We start from the raw sequence: 23,994 nt of genomic DNA on the forward strand, positions 1-23,994 counted from the left end.
TCATCCAACCTGCTCCACTTGCAGCGTGCCGGCCGCCAACGGACGGATCAGTGATTGAGCCGGAACCGAGGGGTCAAGCCAATCGGCCCAGGCGTCGCGTTCGAGGATGACGATCTGCCGATCATGGTAGGGCGCGATGTCGGGTCCGGGCTCCATCGTGAGCATGGTGAAGGCCTCGCCGACATCCTTCGTGGCGCGCCAGATGCCGGCGATGCAGATGATCGGCTGGCCGCGCTTGGTGAACAGCCACTTGTCCTTCCGCTTCTTTCCCTTCTCGGCGGGGTCCGTGAACTCGTAGAAGCCATCAGCCACGATCAGGCAGCGGTTCGAGGTGAATTCGCGGTCGTCAGAGCGGAAATTGTAGACCGGGCGCTTGTTCTGGCCTGGCCAGCTCCATCGCCGCTGCAGCATGTCGCCGTCACCCCGAACGCCCTCGACCGTTCGGACGATCGGACCCATGTCGGTGATCTTGATGTCCTCACGCGCTTCAATGTTCGGCGTGCCTTCGCCGAAGCGGATCTTGATCTTGAGGTCGGCGAAGTCCTCAACGATCGACGCCACGTCCACCATAAGTCGGTAGTCATTGCACATGTGTCCTCCGCTTCGACCGCTCTTGTCCGGCCGCTGTGTTCTGGCTATGTTCACAGATCATGAGCGCGACGGTATTCGATTCCGAAGCATCCCTCAGCGAACGCCGGGTAATCATAAGGCGCGACGGCGGCGATGTTGAGATGGTGGAGCTGCCGTGGGGACTTCAGCCCCGCGAGAATGGCGGGCGGCCGTTCACCGTCACCCGGGCGGAGAGTCGGACTTTCCGAGCCATCGCTGCCTCATCCCTGCGTCCGAATTCCGCCATCGCAGCCGGGGTAAGCACTACAGTTTCTCGCTGACGAGTGGCGACTGGTTCTATTTCGCGGGCATCTGGCGGCCGGTGACGCAGGATTGGCCGGAGGCCTATGCGATCCTGACGACCACGGCGAACGACGATGTCGCGCTCTATCATGATCGGCAGATGGCCGTCCTACGACGCGATCAGCGCTTGGCCTGGCTCGATCTCACCACGCGGGAAGAGGACTTGCTGAAGCCGCTGCCGGCAGGGGCTTTCGCCGTTTCGCGGCTGCGGGAAAAATCGGCGCAAGCCACCTTTGCAATCTGAACGATCAGCTTTTCGAAGCGGCCGAAGGGGGAAAGCCTTCCCCTGCGTCCGAGCCCTCGGTCTCGGCCGACCCCTTCTGCGGGGCGGCTGCCCCGCAACGCCCCGCTGAGAGTGAGAGAGTGGACCGGTTTTCCGTGACGGGTGGAAGGTTGGAGAAGAGGTCTCCGACGCCCGTCATGGAGATTGATCCCATGAACATGCAAGTCCTCGACGCTCGCCGCGACTCGAACGGCGGTTACAAGGTCGATGTCAGCCGGGGGGAGCGGATCGGCCGCGTCTCTTCGGAGTGGTTCTCGCGTCCGGCCGACGAGCGCTACCTCTCCCTGTCGGAGCTGGCCCATACGGTTCGTGACCGTACCGAACGCAGCCGGACGCGGGTGGTGGAGAGCGCGCTCATCCACGTCGAGGCGAACCGCAACGATTCAGAGCGGCTGGCGCTGATCCTGCCGGGCACCGATGCGGCAATCGCGCCTACACACTGGTCCTTCGGCCAGCTCGCCAGCCTGGTCGGTGCGCCCGCCGCCTATTTGCGACAGCTCCCTGCCGCACTTGCCGCCATCAACCTGCAGTATGGCCTCACCTCCAATCGGGCCGAGCAGATCAAGACACTCGAAACCGACAACGGCCGGGTCGAGCTGCGCGCCGTCACCGGGCCGGATTATGGGCGCATCTTCGACCACGAGCTGGTCGAGGCCGTGCAGCGCATCGCCGGCAACGGCACGGGCGACACCCGCTGGAAAGTGCCGGGCGTGCTCGACTGGTCGACCGGCATCTACAATCCGCGCGTGGACATCACCAAGGATACGACGACCCTCTATGCCTCCGACCGCGACGTCTTCCTGTTCCTGGTCGACGACTTGAATCCGATCGAGGCCGGGCGCCTGCCAGACGGCTCGCCGGATTTCTACTTCCGGGGTTTCTACTGCTGGAACTCCGAGGTCGGCGCCAAGACGCTCGGCATGGCGAGCTTCTATCTCCGCGCGGTCTGCCAGAATCGGAATTTGTGGGGCGTGGAGGACTTCGAGGAGATCACCATCCGCCACAGCAAATATGCAGCCAACCGTTTCGCCCATGAGGCGGCGCCAGCGCTGGCGAACTTCGCCAATTCCTCACCCCTGCCTTTCGTCAATGGCATCAAGGCCGCCCGCGAGCGGATCGTCGCCAGGACGGACGAAGACCGCACCGACTTCCTGCGCCGACGCGGTTTCTCCAAGGCCGAGACCGGCAAGATCATCGACACAGTCCTGGCAGAGGAAGGCCGTCCGCCCGAGAGCATCTTCGATTTCGTGCAGGGCATCACTGCCGTCGCGCGCGACAAGCCGCATCAGGACGCCCGCCTCGACATGGAAGGCAAGGCCAAGAAGCTGCTCGATCGAGCGGCCTGATTTCCGCGAAGTCGGGGATGCGGTTTTCCGTGTCTCCGGCTTTGCGCTTCCGTCTCTTTCCGGTTTGCCGGTCCGTGGCGCTGCCCCCTTTAGAGGAAGAGGGCGGCGCTTCGCTTTGTGACGGGTTGGAGGCTGAGAGAGAGTCTTTCGGCCGCCCGTCGTGGAGTATCCCGACATGGCAACCGCTGTTCAGAAGATCGCGTCCCTTGGCGAGCGTCGCGACATCCCCTTCAACAAGCTCATCCTGAGCCAGGCCAACGTCCGCAAGACCAAGGCCGGCGTCTCGATCCCGGAACTGGCCGAGGATATCGGCCACCGCGGCCTTCTTCAGAACCTCAACGTCCGCCCTGTGCTCGATGGCGAGGGCGTGGAAACCGGCATCTTCGAGGTCCCGGCCGGCGGTCGCCGGTTCCGGGCGCTCGAACTACTGGTCAAGGCCAAGCGACTGGCCAAGACCGCGCCGGTCCCCTGCAACGTCCGCGACGCTGGCTCCGCGATCCCCGCCGAGGAAGACAGCCTCGCCGAGAACGTCCACCGCGAGGCGCTGCATCCGCTCGATCAGTTCAAAGCCTTCCAGGCCCTGATGGAACGCGGCATGGGCGAGGAGGATATCGCCGCCCGCTTCTACGTCACCCCGGCCGTGGTCCGTCAGCGGCTGCGCCTCGCTTCGGTCGCCCCGGCGCTGCTCGACGTCTATGCTGAGGACGGCATAGCGCTCGACCAGCTCATGGCCTTCACCGTGTCGCACGACCATGCGCGGCAGATGGAGGTGTGGGAGACGATCCAGCGATCCTACAGCCGCCAGCCCTACGAAATCCGCCGCATGTTGACCGAAGGTGCGGTGCGCGCTTCCGATCGCCGTGCGCAGTTCGTCGGGATCGAAGCCTATGAGGCAGCCGGCGGCGCAACGCTGCGCGACCTGTTTCTGGCCGACGACGGAGGATGGCTGCAGGACCCGGCTCTTCTCGACACCCTCGCCACCTCGAAACTCGGCGCAGCGGCCGAGGAAATCGCGGCCGAGGGCTGGCGCTGGATCGATGCCGCGCTGGACTTCCCCTACGGCCACACCACCGGTTTGCGCAGGATCGCGGGCGAACGCCCCGAACTCTCCGCCGACGAACAGGCCGCCTATGAGGCCCTGACCGAGGAACTGGACCGGCTCTACGCCGAGCATGACGATGGCGAGGACCTGCCGGAGGCGGTCGATCTGCGGCTCGAGGAGATCGAGACGGGGATCGCCGCCTTCCAGAACCGGCCGACCCTCTACGATCCGGCCGAGATCGTGCGCGCTGGCGCCTTCGTCAGCATCGACAGCTCGGGCCGGCTGACCGTCGAGCGCGGCTATGTCCGTCCCGAAGACGAGGCGCCGATCGAGCCCCGGACCGATGGCGACGGCGAAGCCGAAGGAACGACGACGACCTCGGAACCTATGCGAGCGGTCATCACCATCGGTGGCAAGCCCGAACCGGAGGATGACGAGGACGATGTCGTTAAGCCGTTGCCCGAACGCCTGGTCAGTGAGCTGACGGCCCACCGCACCCTCGCGCTGCGGGATGCGCTGGCACGCAACCCGCACGTCGCCATCACGGCGCTGCTGCACAAGCTGGTGCTCGACACCTTCCACCGCACCTCGTCTTCCGGCGGGTGCCTGGAGGTCTCGGTCCGTCACGTCTTCTTCTCTGTCCAGGCCGCCGACCTGAAGGACAGCACGTCCGCCAAGTCGGTGGCGGAACGGCAGGAAGGCTGGGAGGCCGACATCCCGCAGGATGAGGATGCCTTGTGGAACTGGCTGGTCGATCTTGACGACGCCAGCCGGACGGCCCTGCTGGCGCATTGCGTCTCTTACGGCGTCAATGCCCTCTCCGAGAAGGTCGACCGCTACGGCGGCTCCGGCATCTCTCAGCACGGGTTGGAGCGCCGGCTGAAGCAGGCCGATCGGATCGCACGCGCTGTCGGTCTCGACATGGCGGAAGCGGGATGGCGCCCGACCGTCGACAATTATCTCAGCCGGGTGACCAAGCCGCGCATCCTCGAAGCGGTGCGTGAAGCCAAGGGCGACGCGTCAGCGCAGCTTATCGATCATCTGAAGAAGGGCGACATGGCCAAGGAGGCCGAGCGGCTGTTGGTCGACACCGGCTGGCTGCCCGAACCGCTTCGACTCGCTGATCTCGCAGCCGATCCTGCATCGGATGCTCAGAGCGGCGGGGAAGCCGAGGTGGCCGAGCTGCCCGACTTCCTGAGCACTGACGAAGATCCGGAAACGCCGGCCAACGGCGAGGACGACGAACGTCACCTTGTCGCCGCCGAATGATGGGCTCGCGGGGCGGTTTCGGCCGCTCCGCACCTTCCTCCAATTGAAGGACCTTCCGCATGGCGCAATCCAGCCCTACGCCAACCCGGCACGTCGTCTTCCAGTACCTCGTGCCGGTCCATGTCGAGGTCGAGGATGACCTCGTTGTCCGAGTGACCGTCATCGACGAGACGCCTGTCCGCGACCCCACCGTGGTCGAGGGCAATCCCGAGTACCTGGCTCAAGCCGTGGCGGCCGCCGATGACGGCCAATCCTGGCCGTCCTGGCAGTTCGGCTACTGACCCTTCCAACCACCATCCCGACCCATCCGAGCCCGGCCCAGCGCCGGGCTCTTTTCGTTTCAGGAGCCCGACATGCCCGATTTTCTCACCCGCTTCTCCTGCCTGCTCGACGTCGGCTCGGTCGCCAATGTCGCGCGGGCCTTCGACCTCTACATCGCGCTGATGGCCGAGAACGGTCACGAGGACCCGCCCGCCGAGCCGTTCCTGCTCTCCCTGACACCCAAGCACGGCGCGACGCGCCTCTGGCTTCGCGACCCCGGAACCGCCGATCCGCAATTGCTGATCACCTTCGTCACCCGCTGCGCGGAGACGTTCGGGCTCACCGGCACCTGGGGCTTTCAGTGGGCCGGCGTCGCCTCGGAACCTGTCGTCGACGGTTTCTCCGGCGGCGCCCATCTGCTCGATCTCTCCACCGGCCGCACGATCGAGTGGATCAGCACCGGCCGCTGGCTCGCCGAAGGAGATGCGCGATGATCCCCGACCATGCGCGCGCCAATTTCCAAACCCTGCTGCGCGCCGCGGAAAGTGGCGATCTGGCGTTGATGGAATGCACGGACGCCGCGACCGGCGAGCCGCGCTATGTCATCTGTGCGGTCGGCCGTGACGGTGGCGACTATATATTCACGCCGTTCGGCCATCTGGCAGATGGCAATCCCTACGACTCCTACCTTCCGCCCAATACGGGCGGCGAAATAGCTGCCTGAATTCTACCAGACAGCCACTTCCCATTGCCCGTTGACGCGCGCGAAGCCGACTGGCCGGTTCTGCGGCGTAGCGTTCGCCCGCGTGGCATCCATCGTGAGCTGCGTCATGCACGTCACGCCAGGTCCAACACCGCCCGGCGAACATTCCCCGAGCTTGAGCGTCGCATTGGCCAGCGACGTCCCCGTGAAAAGGCGATGGCGGCGGACGGCCGCGATGGCCTCGTCCTCGGTCGGCTGTGCGACACCAGCGACAGCGGCGGCCGATGCGCCGCCGGGCGTGATCACCGGGCGGAGCAAGAAGCCTACGCCAAAGCCCACTACGAGGCATCCTCCGGCCACCATGCCGATCACACTTCCCTTCATCACCGTCTCCCTTCGGGGCCTCGCTCGGTCGGGCGGACATGCGTCCCCGATCGCCGGGGCCGAGTTTCGCCATGTGCTGGATGGAGGAGTGTAGCGCCGCGCCGCCCACCTCGGAAGGCCGCGCGGTCAGGCGGTCATACCGCGCGCCAGAGCGAGAGGTTGGCCGGGACGGGTTCGAGCCGGTCCGGTCGAGAGAGAGCGCCGCCGGTTCGTCCCGATCCGCTCTCCGAGGTTCTTCCCATGACGATGATCCCTGCATCAGCGGCAGCTCCGCTGGCCGCGCCGCTTCCCCTCAGCGGTCTCCCTGATCCTTCTGCTGCTATTTTCCGAGCCGCACAGCTCTTGCTTCCCCATCTCGAACGCGGTCAGCGCGTCGATGCGCAGATCCTGCGCGCCGCCATGGAAGCGGAGTTCGGTGCCTCCGATACCACGGGCGCCTGGGACTGGAAGTCAGCCTACGAGGCCTGCGAGGTCGCGACGGTCCTCTTCCTCCGCAAGTACGGCAATGCGCTTTTCCGCAAAGCCGGCTCTCCGGCCGCCGCGCTGCCGATGCTGGCGAAGATCGCCACCATTCTTCCCACCCACACACGGCGATCGGAGGAGAGCCAGTCATTCCAGCAGTTCTCGACGCCGCTTCCTCTCGGCGTCGCCGCGCTAACCGCTGCGGCGATCACGCCTGCTGATCGCGTGCTGGAGCCGTCCGCTGGCACCGGCCTTCTCGCTGTCCTGGCCGAGATCGCCGGCGGCGCGCTCATGCTGAACGAGTTGGCCGACACCCGCGCCGACCTCCTGGCCTCCCTCTTTCCGGATATCGCCGTCACCCGCTTCGACGCGGCCCAGATCGACGATCATCTCGCGCCGGACAGCGTGCCCAGCATCATCCTAATGAACCCGCCGTTCTCGGTGATGGCGAACGTGACGGGCCGGATGGCCGACGCCGCCTATCGCCATATCGCCTCCGCGCTGGCGCGACTGGCCAATGGCGGGCGGCTGGTGACGATCACCGGATCGAGCTTCTCACCGGATGCGCCCGCCTGGCGCGACGCCTTCGTCCGACTTCAGGAACATGGCCGCGTGGTATTCACCGCCGCGATCGACGGTGCGGTCTATGCCAAGCATGGCACGACCATCGACACTCGCCTGACCGTGATCGACAAGGCCCCGGCGGAAAACGCCGTCGCATTCCCAGCATCACCAGGCGCTGCCCCCGACGTCGCCACCGTGATCAGCTGGATCGGCGAGCATGTTCCGGGACGTTTGCCGGTCGATACCGGCATCTCGGTTCCCGCCGCCGTCCCGGCAGCCGCGCCGAGTACCGTTCGCGGCTATCTCGCGCGCGCCGCCGTATCTTCTCCCCTCCGCACTGTTAGCGAACCCGAAGGCGTCGAACTCGCTTATGAGATCGTGGACTGGACGCCTGCCGAAGATGGCCGGATCACCGACGCGATCTATGAAGACTACGGGTTGCAGGCGATCCGTATCCCCGGTGCTCAGCCCCATCCGACCAAGCTGGTACAATCCGTGGCGATGGCCTCGGTCGCGCCGCCCAAGCCGAGCTATCGGCCCCGGCTGCCGGCGAACATCGTCAATGATGGGCTCCTCTCCGACGCCCAGCTCGAAACCCTCATCTACGCCGGCGAGGCGCATGCGGACTTCCTCGCCGGTTCGTGGACGCTCGATGAGACCTTCGACGTCGTCTCGGCCGCGCCCGACGATGCGCCGAACGCCGTGCGCTTCCGCCGAGGCTTCATGCTCGGTGACGGCACCGGTGCCGGCAAAGGCCGCCAGTCTGCCGGCATCATCCTCGACAACTGGATGCAGGGGCGCCGCAAAGCGGTGTGGATCTCCAAATCCGACAAGCTGCTGGAGGACGCGCAACGTGACTGGTCGGCGCTCGGCATGGAACGGCTGCTGGTCACGCCGCTATCGCGTTTCCCGCAGGGCAAGGACATCACGCTATCGGAAGCCGTCCTATTCACCACCTATGCCACGCTACGGTCCGACGATCGCGGCGAGAAGCTTTCCCGCGTCAAGCAGATCGTCGAATGGTTGGGCTCCGACTTCGATGGAGTGATCATCTTCGACGAAAGCCACGCCATGCAGAACGCCGCTGGTGGAAAAGGCGAACGCGGCGACGTCGCCGCCTCGCAGCAGGGCCGTGCGGGCCTCCGGCTCCAGCACGCCCTGCCGAACGCACGCGTGGTCTATGTCTCGGCGACCGGCGCGACCACAGTCCACAATCTCGCCTATGCCCAGCGGCTCGGCCTGTGGGGTGGCGAGGACTTCCCGTTCTCGACCCGCGCCGAATTCGTCGAGGCGATCGAGGACGGCGGCGTCGCGGCGATGGAAGTCCTGGCCCGCGACCTGCGCTCGCTCGGTCTCTACACCGCGCGGTCGCTCTCCTATGACGGCGTCGAATACGAACTGGTCGAACACCAGCTCACCCCCGAGCAGACTGGCATCTACGACTCCTATGCCGGCGCCTTCGCCGTCATTCATAATAATCTCGACGCCGCCATGCAGGCCGCCAACATCACCGGCGACAGCGGCACACTGAATCGGCAGGCCAAGTCCGCCGCCCGCTCGGCCTTCGAATCCGCCAAGCAGCGGTTCTTCGGCCATCTGCTGACCTCGATGAAGACGCCGACACTGATCCGCTCGGTCGAGCAGGACCTGGTCGACGGCCACTCCGCCGTGATCCAGATCGTTTCCACCGGCGAGGCGCTGATGGAGCGCCGTCTCGCGGAAATTCCGACGGAGGAATGGAACGACGTCCGGGTGGACATCACCCCGCGCGAGTACGTTCTGGATTATCTCGCCCATTCCTTCCCGGTGCAGCTCTATGAGCCGTTCACCGACAGCGACGGCAATCTGTCGTCGCGACCAGTGTTTCGCGATGGCCAGCCGGTCGAGAGCCGTGACGCCGTCGCCCGTCGCGACCGCCTGATCGAGAGGCTAGCTTCCCTACCTCCGGTCCCCGGCGCGCTCGACCAGATCGTCCAGCGCTTCGGCACCGATGTCGTGGCGGAGGTGACGGGACGTTCGCGCCGCATCGTCCGCAGGACTAGCCCCGGCGGCATCGACCGCCTCGCCGTGGAGAACCGCGCCGCCTCGGCCAATCTGGCCGAAACGCAGACCTTCATGGACGATCAGAAGCGCATCCTGATCTTCTCCGACGCCGGCGGCACCGGGCGCAGCTACCACGCCGACCTGTCGGCGCGGAACCAGCGGCTACGCGTCCACTATCTGCTGGAGCCGGGCTGGAAGGCCGACGCCGCCATTCAGGGCCTGGGCCGCACCAACCGGACCAACCAGGCGCAGCCACCGCTGTTCCGGCCGATCTCGACGGACGTGAAGGCCGAGAAGCGGTTCCTATCGACCATCGCCCGCCGCCTCGACACGCTGGGCGCGATCACGCGCGGCCAGCGCCAGACCGGCGGTCAGGGTCTGTTCCGGCCCGAGGACAATCTGGAATCGCACTATGCCCGCGATGCACTGCGCCAGCTCTATCTCCTGCTGGTGCGGGGCAAGGTCGATGGGTGCTCGCTCCAGATGTTCGAGGACGCCACCGGCCTGTCGCTGATGGATTCCACCGGCATCAAGGATGAACTGCCGCCGATCACCACCTTTCTTAACCGGCTGCTGGCGCTGACCATCGAACTCCAGGGCGTCCTGTTCACGGCGTTCGAGCGGCTTCTGAACGCCAAGATCGAAGGCGCCATCGCGTCGGGCAGCTACGACGTCGGGTTGGAGACGCTGCAGGCCGAGAGTTTCATCGTCACCGACCGCCGAACGATCCACGTTCATCCCGGCACCGGCGCCGAGGCTCGGCTGCTGACCATCACCCGGCGCCAGCGCAACCGCCCCGTGACGCTGGCCGAGGCGCTCGATCATCTCAACGACCCGGGCACCAGGCTGCTGATCAACGAGCGCTCGGGCCGCGCCGCCGTGCAGATACCGACCACCAGCATCATGCTGGACGATGGCGAGATCGAACGGCGCGCGCGGCTGATCCGGCCGATGGAGGCGCACAACATCCCCATCAAGATGATGGACGAGACCCATTGGGTGCAGGCCGAGCGGATCGCCTTCAAAGCAGCCTGGGATGCCGAGGCCGCCGAGGTGCCTGAATATGCCGACAGCACCATCCATGTCGTCAGCGGGCTCTTGCTGCCGATCTGGAAGCGGCTGCCCAAAGAATCGACGCGGGTCTATCGGCTCCAGACAGATGACGGCGAGCGCATCGTCGGCCGCCGCGTCTCGCCCGCCTGGGTTGCCGGCGCGCTCGCGACCGGCACGTCAACCCTGACGCCCGACGATGCCTTCATGGCGCTGATGGACGGAAAGACCATCCTCGATCTGACCGAGGGTCTTCAGCTTCGCCGCGTCAGGGTCATGGGCGCCAACCGCATCGAGCTGTCCGGTTTCACCGACGCCATGCGCGACCGCCTGCGGGCCTATGGCTTGTTTCACGAGATCATCTCGTGGAAGCTGCGGATGTTCGTGCCGACCGATACGACCGGCGCTGCGATCATCGCCAAGGTGCTGGAGCGCTACCCTGTCGAACGCATCGGCGAGCGGGAGGCGGCGTGATGGCACGGCTGGACGCTTCCGATCTGGCGATCCGTCTCGGCCGGCAGGCCTATGCGGTCTGCCGTCATTATCTCTCCGCCGGTCACCGGGAGGGACATTATTGGCTGGTCGGCGATGTGCGCAACACGCCCGGCCGGTCGATGTTCGTGCGCCTGAAGGGTGGCGAAACCGGCAAAGGCGCGGCCGGCAAATGGACGGACGCCGCCACCGGCGAGCATGGCGACCTGCTCGACGTCATCCGCGAAAGCTGCGGTCTGGTCGACTTCAAGGACGTTGCCGATGAGGCGCGCACCTTCCTGTCGATGCCACATCCCGAACCGGACCGTCCGCATGGTGGCGAGCGCAAATCACCAGCCCCGACCGGATCACCGGAAGCGGCACGGCGGCTCTTTGCCATGGCGCAGCCGATCTCGGGCACGCTCGTAAAGACGTATCTGCGTACACGCGGCATTACGGATTTGCACGGAACCGGAAGCCTGCGCTTCCATCCCCGCTGCTATTACCGGCCTGACGAATATTCCCCGACCGAGACCTGGCCGGCGATGATCGCATCGGTCACCGATCTCGACGAGCGTCAGACCGGCGCACATCGCACCTGGCTCGCCCCTGACGGCTCGGACAAAGCCCCGATCGACACGCCGAGACGGGCGATGGGCGACCTCCTGGGACACGCCGTTCGCTTCGGTGTGGCGGGAGAAGTGATGGCGGCCGGCGAAGGCATCGAGACGATGCTGTCGCTCAGAATGGCGCTGCCCACCATGCCGATGGCGGCGGCGCTCTCGGCGGCGCATCTCTCGGCCATCCTGTTCCCCGACACCTTGCGCCGGCTCTACATCGCCCGCGACAACGATCCGGCCGGCGACGGTGCGATGGCGACGTTGATCGAACGGGCGAACGCGGCCGGGATCGAGGCGGTCGTAGTGTCTCCGAGACTGGGCGACTTCAACGAGGATCTCCGCTTGTCTGGTCTGGACAGCCTCCGTGCAGCGGCACGAGTGCAGATCGCGCCACAGGACGTCGCACGCTTCATGGCGCTGGCGGCATAGGCCGACAGGAGAATGCAGTCGGCGGGAGCGCCGTCGTCGGCGTCGCTCGGATGATCCCCAGGTCGGAGAGAACCGCGCCCCGGCCTTCGAGAGGGCGATCGGCCAGCAAACGGCCCGGACCCGCAATGCCTGCGGCGGACTATTTTCCGGCGCGGCCAGAGGCCGCTTTCCATCGCGAGGCAAAATAGCCCGCCTTCGTCCTCCTCCGCTATGCTCCGGCCCTCCGCTTCGCTGCGGATGCAGGTCCGGCCCGCCCGCAGGCTTTCGTCGCCATGAAGGCCGCGAGGGTCGCGGTCGAACCGACGGAGCATCCCGATGAGCGAGCACGACGACTACGAACCGCACCACGCCTCTTCCCCCACCGACCATGTCCTCAGCGAACTCCAGCTTTACGGCTACCGTCCCTTCACGGACGAACCCGATCCCCGACCACTTCCGGAGGGCGACCATGTCGCCGGCGCCATCGCCGACATCTTCGACGCCCTGATCGTCACTTTGGAGGACACCCGCCTCGAGCCCGACCTCGACGATCTCCTCTGGTCGACGGTCAACGTCTTCCACCGGGCCAACGAACGGATCGAGCGCGAGCTGGACGACAACGAGCAGGCGCAGCGCCGCGGCCAACGCGAACAGGACGGCAGCGAAGTGAAGGCCGTCGAGCTGGAACGCCTGACGGCCGAGGGCCAGACCATGATCGAACGCCGCAACGCCTTCGAGCTGATGCGCGACCAGGCGGCCGAGCACTACGAGCGCCACACCGGATCGAACTGGCGACCGCGCAGCGGATCGATGGTCAACCATCGCAACCTGACCTCGGCGATGATCGACAGCCGGGACTTCCTCGCTGCCAAGAAGCGGGCCGACAATCAGTTGCTACTACCTGCCGGTCCAAAGATCGCCTTTACCGGCGGGCTCGACTTCAACGATCACCACCTGATCTGGGCCAAGCTCGATCAGGTCCACGCCAAGCACCCCGACATGGTGCTGCTGCACGGCAAGTCGCCGAAGGGCGCCGAGAAGATCGCGGCCAAATGGGCCGACGCCCGCAAGGTGCCGCAGGTCGGCTTCGCCCCCGACTGGACGAAACACGCCAAGGCCGCACCGTTCAAGCGCAACGATCAGATGCTGGACGTCCTGCCGATCGGGGTCATCGTCTTCCCCGGCACCGGCATTCAGGACAATCTCGCCGACAAGGCGAGGAAGCTCGGCATCCCGCTGTTCGACTTCCGCCCGAAGGGAGGTGGCGCGTAAGCGCCGCCTCTCACAGCATCTCGGGTCGAAACAGCGATCTGCGGCTGATGACCTTGCCGGACACCACGAACACGCCATCGCCGGTGTAATGCAGCGTCTCGGGATGCTTAGGCGACGTGGCGACATGCGCCTTCACCACCTCGAAGATAAAGAAATTGTACTTGTCGACCAGCGCGTCGTCGTGAAGGCGGCATTCGAAGCTGGCATGGCATTCGCCGATCAACGGCGCATCGACCTTGCTCGCCTCTTGCTGCGTGAGATTGAACTTGGCGAACTTGTCGATCTCGGCCCCCGACGTGTTGCCGATCCCCACCACGGTATCGGTCAGCGCCGTCGTCGGCAGGTTGACCACGCATTCCCGGCTTTCGCGGATCATGCGGTGGCTGTGATTGCCGCCGGAGATCATCAGGCCGACGAGAGACGGCGAGAATTCCAGGATCGTGTGCCAGCCGAGCGTCATGATGTTGATCGCGCCCTGCCACTTTGATGACACCAGCACGATCGGACCGGGCTCCAGATAGCGCCGCACCTGGCTGACGGGGAAGTCGGTCTTCTCAGGCACCTTCGGCATGGGCGTTCTCTTCGACAACTGCGCTTTGCATGATCATACCCGGCCATGTCGGCAGCATCACGACCGGCAGCATGGCGGCGATGCTTTGGCGCGAAAGCATTGAACGGGCGTTACCATGGTGGCCCCGGTCATGGCGGAAAACCATCCCCCGCTTCCAATGCGCTGATCCTTGGTCCAGCCGCTGGCCTGACGCCATCAACCCGTAAAGGGTCGGACTACGCAAAGCGTGCCGCCGCTCCGGCTTCGCCTGCGCGGTGATCGCGGCCATCGGCCGGACACATCGGGCGCCTGTCGCGCGGGAGATGGTCTCCCGCCTCCAAGACAGGAGCCGGTCAGATGACCCTCAATCAAGCTCACGCCTTCGCCTTCAGCCTCGCTACGACCCTCATGGTCACCATCGTCATCTTCCAGGCCGGCGACGGCTCCATGGGCGTCATGCCGGCCGGCGAATATGACGGCGAACTCGCCGCCATCGTTCACGAGATCGATCCCTTCGCCCGCTGACCGCGGGCAAGGCGTCGCGACCGCAAGCGGGAATCCTACTGGATTTCCGCTCCCGTCCCGCCTTCTCTTTGGCTATACTGGCGACGCGCCGTGGTGGTGGTGGTGGAGGCGCGACCGTCAGACCTCTATCTCACGGAGAACACCACCATGGTTTTCATCGGCATCCTCTCCAGCATCGCGGCGATCGGCGCCCTGTGCTGGCTTCTATTCACACTGGCTGTCTTCGCGCTGCCGTTCTTCGCGGGCGTCAGCGCCGGGACTTGGGCCTTCCAGACCGGCGCCGGTTGGCTCGGGGCGATCCTCGTCGGCCTCGCCGCCGCCGCGCTGACGCTCGGCCTCGGGCAGTTCCTGCTCGCCTTCATCCGTCCGCTCTGGATACGGCTCGCGATCGCACTCGCCTTCGTCGCGCCTGCGGCGCTCGCCGGCTACCATGCGACACATGGCATCGTGAAACACACCATGCCCTCCGACACCTGGCAGATCATCTTCTCCGTCATCGGCGCAGTCGCCGTTGGCGTCACGGCGCTGATTCGGGTGACAGCAATGGCCGTGCCCGGGCCAACCGTGCAGAATGTTGCGCGCGCCTGACATCGTTGCCGGCGGCGGGACGGTGGGTTGATGTCTTACGTGTCGCGCTCCTCGTCGGCAGGGTCGTTCTCAATCGCGTTGATCGGATCAACGGCTAACCCAATTGACGCGCCATGCCCTCGGTGACGGTGCTGGGGGCAATGCCCTGACGGCGCGCCCAACGACGGTGCGAGTGCCGAGAGGGGGCGATCGCGTGGGCGACGGGCAGGAGTCGGCGGAACGGAGCGTCTGCCGGAGCTGGTTTGAACCGCGGTGCCAGGCGTCGTCACGGTCCATCGGTTCGGGGTGGTCGCCACGTTCTCCTGTGATGCGTCTCTGTCAGGTCGACCGCTCCAAAACGGCCTCTTCAATGGGCTGATCTGGCCGAAGGTCGGCTGCGCCTCGATCGCCTATGCCGCAACAGCGGCGTCGAAACTTTCTTCCCCTGCCGGCTGCGCCGTCATTCCTCGCGAGCCAAGAAAGCCCCTCCTTTGCTGTCAGGCCCCTGCGGGGTGCGCCGTCAATCGCCTCCGGCCTGTCGATCGCCATCGAGGCCGCAATGGTGCGGGCTCGGAACAGAGTTCAAGGAGAACTACCATGGCGACCATCGGCACCTTCAAGAAGACCGGCAACAACGAGTACACCGGCGAAATCGTCACCCTCAGCCTGCAGACCAAGAACGTCCGCATCGTCTCCGAGGCCCGCGCTACCGGAGAGAACGCCCCCAGCCACCGCGTCTTCGTCGGCCGCGCCGAGATCGGCGCCGCCTGGTCCAAGACCTCCAACGAGGGGCGCGCCTATCTGGGCCTGAAGCTCGACGATCCCAGCTTCAATGCCCCGATCTACGCCAACCTCTTCGACGACGAGGAAGGCGAAGGCTTCAGCCTCATCTGGTCCCGCCCTAGCGGCCGCCGCAACGGCGAGTAAGGCCAGCGCGACGCCCCGCCCGGACAATCCGGGCGGGGCCAAACGCCTGACGGTGGAGCGAATCACCTCTGGTTCTGGACACCGGAATCGCGCCCGCTAAAGCCAGAACCGCTGGTCTTTTCTAGCAAGAACGACTATTATAGCCGTAGTTCTGGCGTACGCGTAGGTCCGAGTGGGAGGTGATCATGCATGATCACCGCCCGACAATCACGGGCCGCACGCGCGTTGCTCGGCTGGACACAGGAGACGCTCGCTGACAAGGCCCGGGTATCACTGACCGCGTTGAAGCGCCTTGAATCCGACAGCGGGCTCGAGGTGTATGAATCAACACGCGATCAGGTCCGTCGAGCCTTTGAAGGCGGTGGCATCGTCCTGCTCAACTCCGGCCAAAGCGTGGGAGTGATGCTGGTTGGTGACAAGGACAACCCTTGACGACTTTTTCGGGCGAACCCGCCCGACCATCCTGATTTTGCGTCAAACCGCGGCGGTGTGGCGCGGGATATCATTACGGTTAACAAACCGCTCCAAATTGGATACGAATGACTCGTGGGGCTCATCGTGACCAACGCAGAATATCTGGACGAACCGCCGCTCGGCGCGGCGCTCACCGCCTATGACCAGGCGCATCTGAAGCTGTACCTGAGGCTGCTCGACGCCGAGGCGGACGGCGCGACCTGGGAGGAAGTCGTGGAGCTTCTCTTCGGCCTCGATCCCGCAGCGGACCCCAACCGCGCAGCGAAAATTCATGCCGCTCACCTCGCTCGCGCGAAATGGATGACCGAAAACGGCTTTTGCGAGCTTCTCGGCCCCCGCCTCCATTGAGGTGATGCAGAACCTGCATCACGTTGATCCGACTTCGTTCTTCCCACGCCACGCTCAACTTGGGATCGTGACCGCTGCTTGACTCGCGTTGCGTCATAATTTCGCGGAGGCGGTGGAGGATGTCCGAAGATGAAAGTTGGCGGTCTGAGACCGCCTACAACTATATCGACAATCTAACTCCGGGTGACCTTGCCTGGGAATTCCTGCGCCGAAACCCCAACTACCGGAAAGCCTATCAGGAGCTTGTGTCCAGCGGCCGACTCTCACCCGAAACGGCCGAAGAATTTGCGAACCTATGGGGGTTGCGATTTCGGCGCCGACCCTCTCATCGCGGCTCATGCCCAGCAGATTTTTTGGACCCCTCAAGTCGATCCGTCAGCAATAATGTTCGCCGCAGGTCCGCGCCCTGAAGGGTTTTCCATCACTGCCGACGAGTTACGCCTCCGTACCATATTCCAGCACGACCCTGCTCATCTCAGGCTCGATATCCGCGGCGAGCAGTATGACGTCACGCTCGCAGACCCGCAGGACGAGAACCCGCTCGCGGCGATGGTCATGTTCGATGACCTCACACCGGATCGACAGACCGCGCTGACCCGGTTCTGGAGCGCGATCAAAGGCAAGCGCGTCCCGAACGACCCTCGAATGACGCCGCAGCGCCGCGAGCGCGCGCGCCAAATGCTGCGTGCGGTCGATGGACGTCGTGCCGGCGCGACATATCGATCGATCGGGGAGGTTCTGTTCCCTAGTCATAAAATCGACGCCGCCTCCTGGGCCGGGGACGCGCTGCGCGAAATCACGATCCGGCTGGCGCGCGACGGCGTGAAACTCGTTGAAGGCGGCTACCGCTCCCTCCTGCGCCGACCCCGCCGATCATAGCCCGCCATCGTCCGCCTGCGGCGTGTCGAAACTAGATTCCTATCTCCGACATCGTCCGACCCACCGTCTTCACGCCACCGTGCTCTCGAACCGCCGCCTGACGGCAGCGGCCCCCGATGAGAGCACGGAGGCTCGACAATGGCCGATACGACCGCCGGCATCCCGCCACGCTACCTGCGCACGCAGGAGGCCGCTCGCTTCCTCGGACTGTCCGAGCGCACACTGGAGAAGCACCGCACCTACGGCACCGGCCCGGCTTACAGGAAGCTCGGCGGCCGAGTCGTCTACGCCATAGAGGATCTCCAGACGTGGGCCGATCGCGGCCTCGTCAGTTCGACCTCTGATCCGCGCGGCACTGTGCTCCCCGCCAAGCGGCAGGAGCCGTCGGATCGCCGCTTCGCCGGCCGCCAGCCGCGCTGAGACGACACGCCATGTCGTCCCGTCACACACAGCACGACGAGCGTGCGCAGCTCGATCTGTTCCGGGCGCTGCCCGGCGATCTCGCGCCGCGCGACGCGCAGGACCTCATGGCCTATCCGTTCTTCTCGCTTGCCAAGTCGAAGCGCCTGACGCCGATCGACTTCAAGGCGGGTTCGGTGAAAATCCGTGTCGAAGCCGTGCCCGAGCACGGCATGGCGACGATCTGGGACGCGGACGTTCTGATCTGGGCGGCCTCGCAAATCGTCGAGGCCCGTGACGTCGGCCTGCGCCCGTCACGCCTGATGGCGACCACGCCTTACGAGATTCTGAACTTCATTGGACGCGGTGTCTCGCTGCGCGATTACGACCGGCTTAAGGCCGCGCTCGACCGCCTCCAGTCCACCACCATAGCGACCTCAATCCGCCAGCCGACCGAGCGGCGGATGCACCGCTTCTCCTGGATCAACGAATGGAAGGAGCGAGCCGATCACCGCGGCCGCCCGCTCGGGCTCGAACTGATCGTGCCGGACTGGTTCTACGCCGCTGTCCTCGATGACGCGCTAGTCCTGACGATCGACCGCAACTATTTCAGGCTGACCGGCGGTCTGGAGCGCTGGCTCTACCGCCTCGTGCGCAAGCACGGCGGCAAGCAGGAACACGGCTGGAGCTTCGGCTTCCCGCATCTCCACGCGAAGTCCGGCAGTCTCTCGCCGCTCAAGCATTTCGCCTACGACCTGCGCGACATCGTGCGCCGCCAGCCGCTGCCGGGCTATCGCCTGACCATCGAGCAGTGCCTCGGCGGCCCCGAAATCCTGTCCTTCGTACCCACCAATCCCGACGCGCTCGGCATCCCGCGCCGCCGTCGCCGCTCGACAACTCGACCTGGGGATAAGCTGTGAATCATCTCGTGCTATCAGGGACCGGCGCTATCGTGCCATCGGGGACCGGACTCTCGTGCTATCGGGGACCGGAATCGTCGATTCATCGCGCTGAATCAGCAGCTTGCGAGCCCCGTAACTTATCTAACCTAGATTCCTACGGAATCTTTCTAACGGACCCCGCTTTTTCGACCGCTGTGGACGAGTCCCCGATCGCCGGGAGACCGTCATGATCGTCGCGTTCCTCAACCAGAAGGGCGGCGTCGGAAAGACGACGCTCGCCCTCCATCTCGCCGGTGAATGGGCTCGGCATGGGCAGCGCATCACGCTGATCGACGCCGACCCACAGGGATCGGCGCTCGACTGGTCACAGCAGCGCGGCCGGGAGGGATTGGAGCGGCTTTTCGGTGTTGTCGGCCTGGCTCGCGACACGCTCCACCGCGAAGCGCCGGAGCTGGCGCGCGACGTCGATCATGTCGTCATCGACGGACCGCCGCGTGTTGCCGGTCTTATGCGTTCGGCGCTGCTGGCTGCCGATCTTGTACTGATCCCGGTGCAGCCGTCACCGCTCGACGGCTGGGCGTCGGCCGAGATGCTGACGCTGCTCAGCGAAGCGCGGATCTATCGACCGGACCTCAAGGCGCGGTTCGTACTCAACCGCTGTGCAGCCCGCACGATCCTCGCCCGCGAAACCGCTGAGACGCTCGCGGAACACGATCCCCCGCCGCTCCTCACTACCATCGGTCAGCGCATCGCCTTCGCCGATGTCGTGCAGACCGGACGGCTCGCGGCCGAGCAGGACGATACATCGCCCGCCGCGCGGGAGATTGCCGCGCTCGCCGCCGAAGTCACGAGGATCGGGGCATGAGCGAGCGGTCCTCGAAACGCAGTTTCGCGTCCCGGCCGGCCGATCCGGAAAGCTGGATCAAGGCGCCAGACTGTCCATCGCCGCGCGCGGACCCCGCCGCCGAATTTACCGCCAGGCTGACGATCGACGTCACCGCCGACATGCGCGGCCGGATCAAGATTGCCGCCTTCCAGCGCGGACAGACGGTCGCCGAGATGCTGCGCGCGCTGTTCGAGCGCGAGTTCCCCACCAGCGAAGGAGAGCCGCGATGATCGGTGTCGCCGACCCGTCGCTGCGCAGCGGCTTGCCGCCAGCGCCAGCGGCCGATGCACTGACCCATGTCGAGTTGACGTGGGTCGAGAAGAAGATCGAATTCTGGATCAGGTTCGGCCGCGAGATCGCCGAACAGATCCTCGACCGCCGCCGACGCGTCGTGTCGTTCGCACCGGACAGTGTTTTCACCTTCGTTCGCTGGACCTCCAACGACTACGGCACCGCACTTTCTCGGCTCGACATCGTGCGCGCCGTCGGTGCGGGCGAGCGCTGCCAGACTCTGCCATCCGTGCGCCCCGGCGGCGACATCCTGTTGCGCGCCGATGGCTGGCCGAAGGTCGAGCGCGTGCTCCAGCTCATCGATGCGATCGAGGCGCGGGGCATCGAAGCGATCGACGTTTCGCCCGATCACTGGCGACACGTTCACAACCGTCTGACGGCCGGTGAAACACCGCGCGCCTACGACGCGCAGCAGCATCGCGCCTTCCTCTTGCGCCGGAGGATCATGCCATGAGCCGCTTTGGATACGTCATGACGACGTACTTCGCGGTGATGCTGATGGGCGTCCTGTCGATCGTCTCCTTCGCGCCAAAGCTGATCTGGAATGCCTCCGCGAGCACGCCGATCGGCCTCTATGCGATCAGCGCCAGCGACGGATTGGAAGCGACCGACCTCGTCGCCGTAGCGGCGCCGGAGCCGATCGCCACGTTCCTTGCCGATGGCGGATATCTGCCACGCGGCGCGCCGCTGCTGAAGCGGGTAGCAGGCCTTCCCGGTCAACGTGTGTGCCGATCCGGCCGCACGATCACCGTCGACGGCCACGCCATCGGCGACGCGCTCGACCGTGATCGTCGGGGCCGCGAACTGCCGATCTGGCAGGGGTGTCGCGTCATCGCCGACGACGAGCTGTTCCTGATGAACTGGCAGGTCCGCGACAGCCTCGACGGCCGTTACTTCGGCCCGCTCCCCGCCAGCTCGCTCATCGGCCGGGCCACCCCCCTCTACACCGACGAGGACGGCGATGACCGCTTCGTCTGGCGCGCGCCGACGCGGTGACGGCACGCCCATGACCCCGTCCACCGCACAGCCAAGGAGAAACCCATGTCCCTCATCGGTCAATTCACGAGCGAAAATGACGGCTTCATCGGCCACCTGATGACGCTGACATTGCACCAGGACATCATCATCGTTCCGGCCGAACCGTCCGATGCCGAGAACGCGCCAGACTTCCGCGTCCATGTTCTCGACAGCATGAACAACGAAACCGGCGCGGAGATCGGTGCGGGCTGGAAGCGCACTGGCGAGAAGGCCGGCGACTACGTCTCGCTGCAGATCGACGATCCGACCTTCGGTCATCCGATCCGCGCTAACCTCTTCCAGTCCGCCGACGACAAGTCCGCCTGGGGCTTGCACTGGAATCGTCCGCCCAAGCGCGCAGAGCGGGACTGAACGATGTCGGTCCCGCTCCCCAAAGCTGTCGCCGGGCGGTCAAACACCGCCCGGCGCACAGTCCTCCTTCTCCTTTCCGGCCTTCTGCTTTCCGCACCGCTTTGCGCCAATGCGAATGCGCAGACGGTGTCCGCCGAGCGCCCCTCTCGCGTCGCTCCCTACGCCACATTCATCACCGAGGCCGCGCAACGCTTCGGCATTCCCGAGCACTGGATACGCGCCGTCATGCGCGTCGAAAGCGCTGGCAACGTGCGGGCGATCTCGTCGGCCGGCGCGATGGGCCTGATGCAAGTCATGCCCGCCACATGGGCTGATCTGCGCGCCCGTCACCGGCTCGGCGCGAATCCTTACGATCCACGCGACAACATTCTGGCAGGCGCCGCCTACCTGCGCGAGATGCACGACCGCTACGGTTCGCCGGGCTTTCTCGCGGCCTATAATGCTGGTCCCGGCCGCTATGAAGAGTATCTTGCTGGCCGTCCGTTGCCCGCTGAAACCCGCGCCTATGTCGCCGCGCTCGCGCCCATTATCGGCGGCGCAGACGCGCTTGCTCCCGTCACGGTCGCGGCCGCCGATCCCAACGCCTGGACGCGCTCGCCGCTGTTCATCGTGCAATCCGAGCGCGCCGCCACCGCTGTTTCGACGACCGGCGATCGCGCGTCGAATGAGACCCCGGCTGCAACTCCGGTGCGCGATGCCACAGCCATCGCTCCGCAATCCGCAGGCCTGTTTGTCGCCCGAAACGGCGATGGGGGGCCGCGATGACGGTGCTCGCAGCATTTCGCGGAATAGCGTGCTCTGGCGGAAGGATGGCGGTCCGAGGAGGGAGAGCAGGCAACACAACCGCACGATGGCGAGATAAAAGCGCGCGAGGTGCGGCTTGGTGCGGTCGTGTGTTTTCAGGGACTTATGGCGCATTGGCGCGAGGTGCGCCTGATCGGCGCAGCCTGCGCATCCGCCATTTCGCCAAGGATTACCGCGCGATTGCGCGATGTGCGGGGCCTCGGCCATGAGCAGCGAGGACGATTTCCGCATCCGGCCAGGCCGCATCCGCTCGACCCGCGCGCAGCAGGCGCGACCCTTCATCGCCCAAGCGCTGGCGGCCGCGCAGCGCGCCGGCGGCAGCGTCTCGCGGTCCGGCACGATCAGTTCGGGCAACCGCTCGCGTTTCGGGCGCGGCCAGCGCGCGACGGTGCAGGCCAACCGGCTGCTCACCAGCCGATCGCGCAACACCGTAATCAAGACGCGCGTCGTCCGTCGTAGCGCGCGGGCCACGCCGCTTTCCGCCCACCTTAGCTACCTGCGGCGCGAGGGTGTCACCCGGGACGGGGAGAAGGCGCGGCTGTTCGGTCCCGAGACCGAGGACGCCGATCCCAAGGCCTTCGCCGAGCGGACCCAGGATGATCGGCATCATTTCCGGTTCATCGTCTCGCCCGAGGACGCGACGGAGATGTCCGACCTCAAGACCTATGCCCGCGACCTGATGGGGCAGATGGAAAAGGATCTCGGCACCAAGCTCGACTGGGTCGGTGTCGATCACTGGAACACGGATAATCCGCACGTCCACATCATCCTGCGCGGGCGCACCGATGACGGCCAGGACCTCGTCATCTCGCGCGACTACATCAAGGAAGGCATGCGCGCCCGCGCGCAGGATCTCGTCACCCAAGAGTTGGGGCCGCGCACCGATCACGAGATGCGCCGCAATCTCGAACGCCAGATCGAGTCGGAACGCTGGACCAATCTCGACCGCCAGCTTTCGCGCGACGCCTATCGCACCGGCATCGTCGATCTCGCCCCGCATCCCGATCGCCAGCCCGACGAGTTCCACGCGATGAAGGTCGGCCGGCTGCGGAAGCTGGAGACGCTCGGCCTTGCGGATCAGGTCGGCCCCGGCCAATGGGTCGTATCGGAGAATGCCGAGGCGACGCTGCGCGAACTGGGCGAGCGTGGCGACATCATCAAACGCATTCATCGCGGCCTGACGGAACGCGGTATCGAGCGCGGCGCCGCCAGCTATGTGCTCGCCGGCGAGAGCCTCAACGATCCTGTCGTTGGCCGGCTGGTCGATCGTGGTCTCGACGATGAGCTGAAGGGCACCGCCTACGCCGTGGTCGATGGCACGGACGGACGGACCCATCATATCAAGCTGCCCGACCTCGACGCGGCCGGCGATAGCGCGCCGGGCTCGATCGTCGAGCTGCGCAAATTCGACGACGCGCAGGGACGCAGACGGGTCGCGCTCGCCGTCCGCTCCGATCTCGACATCGAGAGGCAAGTCCATGCAACCGGCGCGACCTGGCTCGACCGGCAGGCGATCGCCCGTGAGCCCGTTCCGCTCGGCGGCGGCGGCTTCGGCGCCGAGGTACGCCAGGCTATGGACCGCCGTGCCGACCATCTCGTTGGTCAAGGTCTCGCCGAGCGACAAACACGGGGCGTCAGCTTCTCACCCGGGCTGATCGACATGCTGCGGCAGCGCGAGGTCGACGCCCTTGGCGACAAGCTCGCGGCCGAGACCGGCCGACAATTCTCCAAGGTCGCAACGGGCGAGTATGTGGCGGGCACCTATCGCCAGCGCTTCGCGCTCGCTTCCGGCCGCTTCGCCATGATCGACGACGGCCTCGGCTTCCAGCTCGTGCCCTGGTCGCCGTCCCTCGAACGCCAGATCGGTCAGCACGTCTCCGGCGTGTCGCGCGGTGCCGGTGGCGTCGACTGGAGCTTCGGCCGCAACCGCGGCCTCGGCATGTAGCCCAACCAAGAAAGGAGT

General features: G+C 65.8%; 29 protein-coding genes and 1 riboswitch. Of the genes, 25 read left to right on the plus strand and 4 right to left on the minus strand.

The genetic code is table 11. The features are described 5' to 3' along the window. Nucleotides 1-312, minus strand: coding sequence for an SOS response-associated peptidase family protein (locus tag ACIQCS_RS14375; RefSeq protein ID WP_237681160.1), 312 nt, complete (start codon nucleotides 310-312; stop codon nucleotides 1-3). Then, a riboswitch (Fluoride riboswitch) is annotated at nucleotides 289-410 on the minus strand. It overlaps the preceding gene by 24 nt. 335 nt (nucleotides 411-745) lie before the next feature. Here ACIQCS_RS14375 and ACIQCS_RS14380 point away from each other — a divergent pair. The 6 genes from ACIQCS_RS14380 (at nucleotide 746) to ACIQCS_RS14405 (ending at nucleotide 5,837) form a co-directional block, all read left to right on the plus strand. Next, entirely contained in the window at nucleotides 746-1,156 is a 411-nt protein-coding gene (locus ACIQCS_RS14380; RefSeq protein WP_206694594.1) for an SOS response-associated peptidase family protein, read from the plus strand. A 191-nt stretch (nucleotides 1,157-1,347) separates the two neighbouring features. Further along, nucleotides 1,348-2,541: a hypothetical protein gene (locus ACIQCS_RS14385; RefSeq protein WP_066118900.1), complete on the plus strand. Its 1,194-nt coding sequence runs from the start codon at nucleotides 1,348-1,350 to the stop codon at nucleotides 2,539-2,541. Between the two features lie 175 nt (nucleotides 2,542-2,716). Continuing rightward, nucleotides 2,717-4,852 (plus strand): ParB/RepB/Spo0J family partition protein, encoded by a 2,136-nt coding sequence (locus tag ACIQCS_RS14390; RefSeq protein WP_142172109.1) that lies wholly within the window; start codon nucleotides 2,717-2,719, stop codon nucleotides 4,850-4,852. 59 nt (nucleotides 4,853-4,911) lie between these two features. After that, nucleotides 4,912-5,133 (plus strand): hypothetical protein, encoded by a 222-nt coding sequence (locus tag ACIQCS_RS14395; protein ID WP_066115893.1) that lies wholly within the window; start codon nucleotides 4,912-4,914, stop codon nucleotides 5,131-5,133. Between the two features lie 72 nt (nucleotides 5,134-5,205). After that, on the plus strand, nucleotides 5,206-5,607 hold the full coding sequence (locus tag ACIQCS_RS14400; protein ID WP_066115895.1) for a hypothetical protein: 402 nt from the start codon (nucleotides 5,206-5,208) through the stop codon (nucleotides 5,605-5,607). Then, entirely contained in the window at nucleotides 5,604-5,837 is a 234-nt protein-coding gene (locus tag ACIQCS_RS14405; RefSeq protein ID WP_066115897.1) for a DUF6117 family protein, read from the plus strand. Before ACIQCS_RS14400 ends, ACIQCS_RS14405 begins: the two co-directional genes overlap by 4 nt. 3 nt (nucleotides 5,838-5,840) lie before the next feature. Here the strand turns inward: ACIQCS_RS14405 and ACIQCS_RS14410 are convergent, their stop codons facing one another. Then, the gene (locus tag ACIQCS_RS14410; RefSeq protein WP_198149154.1) at nucleotides 5,841-6,200 is read right to left on the minus strand and encodes a hypothetical protein; all 360 of its coding nucleotides are present in this window, start codon (nucleotides 6,198-6,200) and stop codon (nucleotides 5,841-5,843) included. 240 nt (nucleotides 6,201-6,440) lie between these two features. Here ACIQCS_RS14410 and ACIQCS_RS14415 point away from each other — a divergent pair, with 240 nt between their 5' ends. The 3 genes from ACIQCS_RS14415 to ACIQCS_RS14425 all read left to right on the plus strand — a co-directional run bounded on the left by ACIQCS_RS14415 (nucleotide 6,441) and on the right by ACIQCS_RS14425 (nucleotide 13,090). After that, nucleotides 6,441-10,793 carry a strawberry notch-like NTP hydrolase domain-containing protein gene (locus ACIQCS_RS14415; RefSeq protein ID WP_066115900.1) on the plus strand — a complete coding sequence of 1,451 codons (4,353 nt, stop codon included), beginning with the start codon at nucleotides 6,441-6,443 and terminating at the stop codon, nucleotides 10,791-10,793. Then, the gene (locus ACIQCS_RS14420; protein ID WP_066115902.1) at nucleotides 10,793-11,839 is read left to right on the plus strand and encodes a toprim domain-containing protein; all 1,047 of its coding nucleotides are present in this window, start codon (nucleotides 10,793-10,795) and stop codon (nucleotides 11,837-11,839) included. The genes ACIQCS_RS14415 and ACIQCS_RS14420 overlap by 1 nt, the downstream gene beginning before the upstream one ends. Before the next feature lie 315 nt (nucleotides 11,840-12,154). Then, a complete protein-coding gene (locus tag ACIQCS_RS14425) occupies nucleotides 12,155-13,090 on the plus strand; it encodes a DUF2493 domain-containing protein (RefSeq protein ID WP_066115904.1) in 936 nt (311 codons plus the stop codon). Between the two features lie 10 nt (nucleotides 13,091-13,100). On the opposite strand, the gene ACIQCS_RS14430 is transcribed toward ACIQCS_RS14425, so the two are convergent. Next, nucleotides 13,101-13,661 carry a flavin reductase family protein gene (locus ACIQCS_RS14430; RefSeq protein WP_066115906.1) on the minus strand — a complete coding sequence of 187 codons (561 nt, stop codon included), beginning with the start codon at nucleotides 13,659-13,661 and terminating at the stop codon, nucleotides 13,101-13,103. Next, a complete protein-coding gene (locus ACIQCS_RS14435; RefSeq protein WP_066115908.1) occupies nucleotides 13,645-13,929 on the minus strand; it encodes a hypothetical protein in 285 nt (94 codons plus the stop codon). The genes ACIQCS_RS14430 and ACIQCS_RS14435 overlap by 17 nt, the downstream gene beginning before the upstream one ends. Before the next feature lie 68 nt (nucleotides 13,930-13,997). On the opposite strand from ACIQCS_RS14435, the gene ACIQCS_RS14440 reads away from it, so the two are divergent. The 16 genes from ACIQCS_RS14440 to ACIQCS_RS14515 all read left to right on the plus strand — a co-directional run bounded on the left by ACIQCS_RS14440 (nucleotide 13,998) and on the right by ACIQCS_RS14515 (nucleotide 23,976). Beyond that, on the plus strand, nucleotides 13,998-14,165 hold the full coding sequence (locus ACIQCS_RS14440; RefSeq protein ID WP_174076593.1) for a hypothetical protein: 168 nt from the start codon (nucleotides 13,998-14,000) through the stop codon (nucleotides 14,163-14,165). 147 nt (nucleotides 14,166-14,312) lie between these two features. Further along, nucleotides 14,313-14,753, plus strand: coding sequence for a hypothetical protein (locus ACIQCS_RS14445; RefSeq protein WP_066115952.1), 441 nt, complete (start codon nucleotides 14,313-14,315; stop codon nucleotides 14,751-14,753). 576 nt (nucleotides 14,754-15,329) lie between these two features. Beyond that, nucleotides 15,330-15,659, plus strand: a complete 330-nt coding sequence (locus ACIQCS_RS14450; RefSeq protein ID WP_018429585.1) for a DUF736 domain-containing protein — start codon at nucleotides 15,330-15,332, stop codon at nucleotides 15,657-15,659. A gap of 189 nt (nucleotides 15,660-15,848) precedes the next feature. Beyond that, nucleotides 15,849-16,091, plus strand: coding sequence for a helix-turn-helix transcriptional regulator (locus ACIQCS_RS14455; RefSeq protein ID WP_026227536.1), 243 nt, complete (start codon nucleotides 15,849-15,851; stop codon nucleotides 16,089-16,091). Nucleotides 16,092-16,217: 126 nt separating this feature from the next. Continuing rightward, nucleotides 16,218-16,481, plus strand: a complete 264-nt coding sequence (locus ACIQCS_RS14460; protein ID WP_108609713.1) for a DNA -binding domain-containing protein — start codon at nucleotides 16,218-16,220, stop codon at nucleotides 16,479-16,481. A 119-nt stretch (nucleotides 16,482-16,600) separates the two neighbouring features. Next, nucleotides 16,601-16,891 (plus strand): transcriptional regulator domain-containing protein, encoded by a 291-nt coding sequence (locus tag ACIQCS_RS14465; protein ID WP_219730918.1) that lies wholly within the window; start codon nucleotides 16,601-16,603, stop codon nucleotides 16,889-16,891. Further along, nucleotides 16,866-17,360, plus strand: a complete 495-nt coding sequence (locus ACIQCS_RS14470) for a DUF2285 domain-containing protein (RefSeq protein ID WP_066115911.1) — start codon at nucleotides 16,866-16,868, stop codon at nucleotides 17,358-17,360. Before ACIQCS_RS14465 ends, ACIQCS_RS14470 begins: the two co-directional genes overlap by 26 nt. 138 nt (nucleotides 17,361-17,498) lie before the next feature. Next, a complete protein-coding gene (locus ACIQCS_RS14475; protein WP_066115913.1) occupies nucleotides 17,499-17,780 on the plus strand; it encodes an AlpA family transcriptional regulator in 282 nt (93 codons plus the stop codon). Between the two features lie 11 nt (nucleotides 17,781-17,791). Then, nucleotides 17,792-18,679, plus strand: a complete 888-nt coding sequence (locus ACIQCS_RS14480; protein WP_066115915.1) for a replication initiator protein A — start codon at nucleotides 17,792-17,794, stop codon at nucleotides 18,677-18,679. A gap of 208 nt (nucleotides 18,680-18,887) precedes the next feature. Next, on the plus strand, nucleotides 18,888-19,526 hold the full coding sequence (gene parA, locus ACIQCS_RS14485; RefSeq protein ID WP_066115917.1) for a ParA family partition ATPase: 639 nt from the start codon (nucleotides 18,888-18,890) through the stop codon (nucleotides 19,524-19,526). Next, the gene (locus ACIQCS_RS14490) at nucleotides 19,523-19,777 is read left to right on the plus strand and encodes a hypothetical protein (RefSeq protein WP_066115919.1); all 255 of its coding nucleotides are present in this window, start codon (nucleotides 19,523-19,525) and stop codon (nucleotides 19,775-19,777) included. Before parA ends, ACIQCS_RS14490 begins: the two co-directional genes overlap by 4 nt. Then, a complete protein-coding gene (locus ACIQCS_RS14495) occupies nucleotides 19,774-20,292 on the plus strand; it encodes a DUF2840 domain-containing protein (RefSeq protein ID WP_066115921.1) in 519 nt (172 codons plus the stop codon). Before ACIQCS_RS14490 ends, ACIQCS_RS14495 begins: the two co-directional genes overlap by 4 nt. Then, nucleotides 20,289-20,834, plus strand: a complete 546-nt coding sequence (locus tag ACIQCS_RS14500) for a S26 family signal peptidase (protein WP_066115923.1) — start codon at nucleotides 20,289-20,291, stop codon at nucleotides 20,832-20,834. Before ACIQCS_RS14495 ends, ACIQCS_RS14500 begins: the two co-directional genes overlap by 4 nt. Before the next feature lie 45 nt (nucleotides 20,835-20,879). Further along, a complete protein-coding gene (locus ACIQCS_RS14505) occupies nucleotides 20,880-21,227 on the plus strand; it encodes a DUF736 domain-containing protein (protein WP_066115925.1) in 348 nt (115 codons plus the stop codon). Between the two features lie 3 nt (nucleotides 21,228-21,230). After that, nucleotides 21,231-21,992: a lytic transglycosylase domain-containing protein gene (locus ACIQCS_RS14510; protein WP_066115927.1), complete on the plus strand. Its 762-nt coding sequence runs from the start codon at nucleotides 21,231-21,233 to the stop codon at nucleotides 21,990-21,992. Nucleotides 21,993-22,236: 244 nt separating this feature from the next. Continuing rightward, nucleotides 22,237-23,976 carry a VirD2 family relaxase/mobilization nuclease gene (locus ACIQCS_RS14515; protein WP_066115954.1) on the plus strand — a complete coding sequence of 580 codons (1,740 nt, stop codon included), beginning with the start codon at nucleotides 22,237-22,239 and terminating at the stop codon, nucleotides 23,974-23,976. Nucleotides 23,977-23,994: the final 18 nt, after the last annotated feature.

The organism is Sphingomonas sp. NPDC092440, from assembly GCF_044754985.1.
GTDB lineage: Bacteria > Pseudomonadota > Alphaproteobacteria > Sphingomonadales > Sphingomonadaceae > Sphingomonas.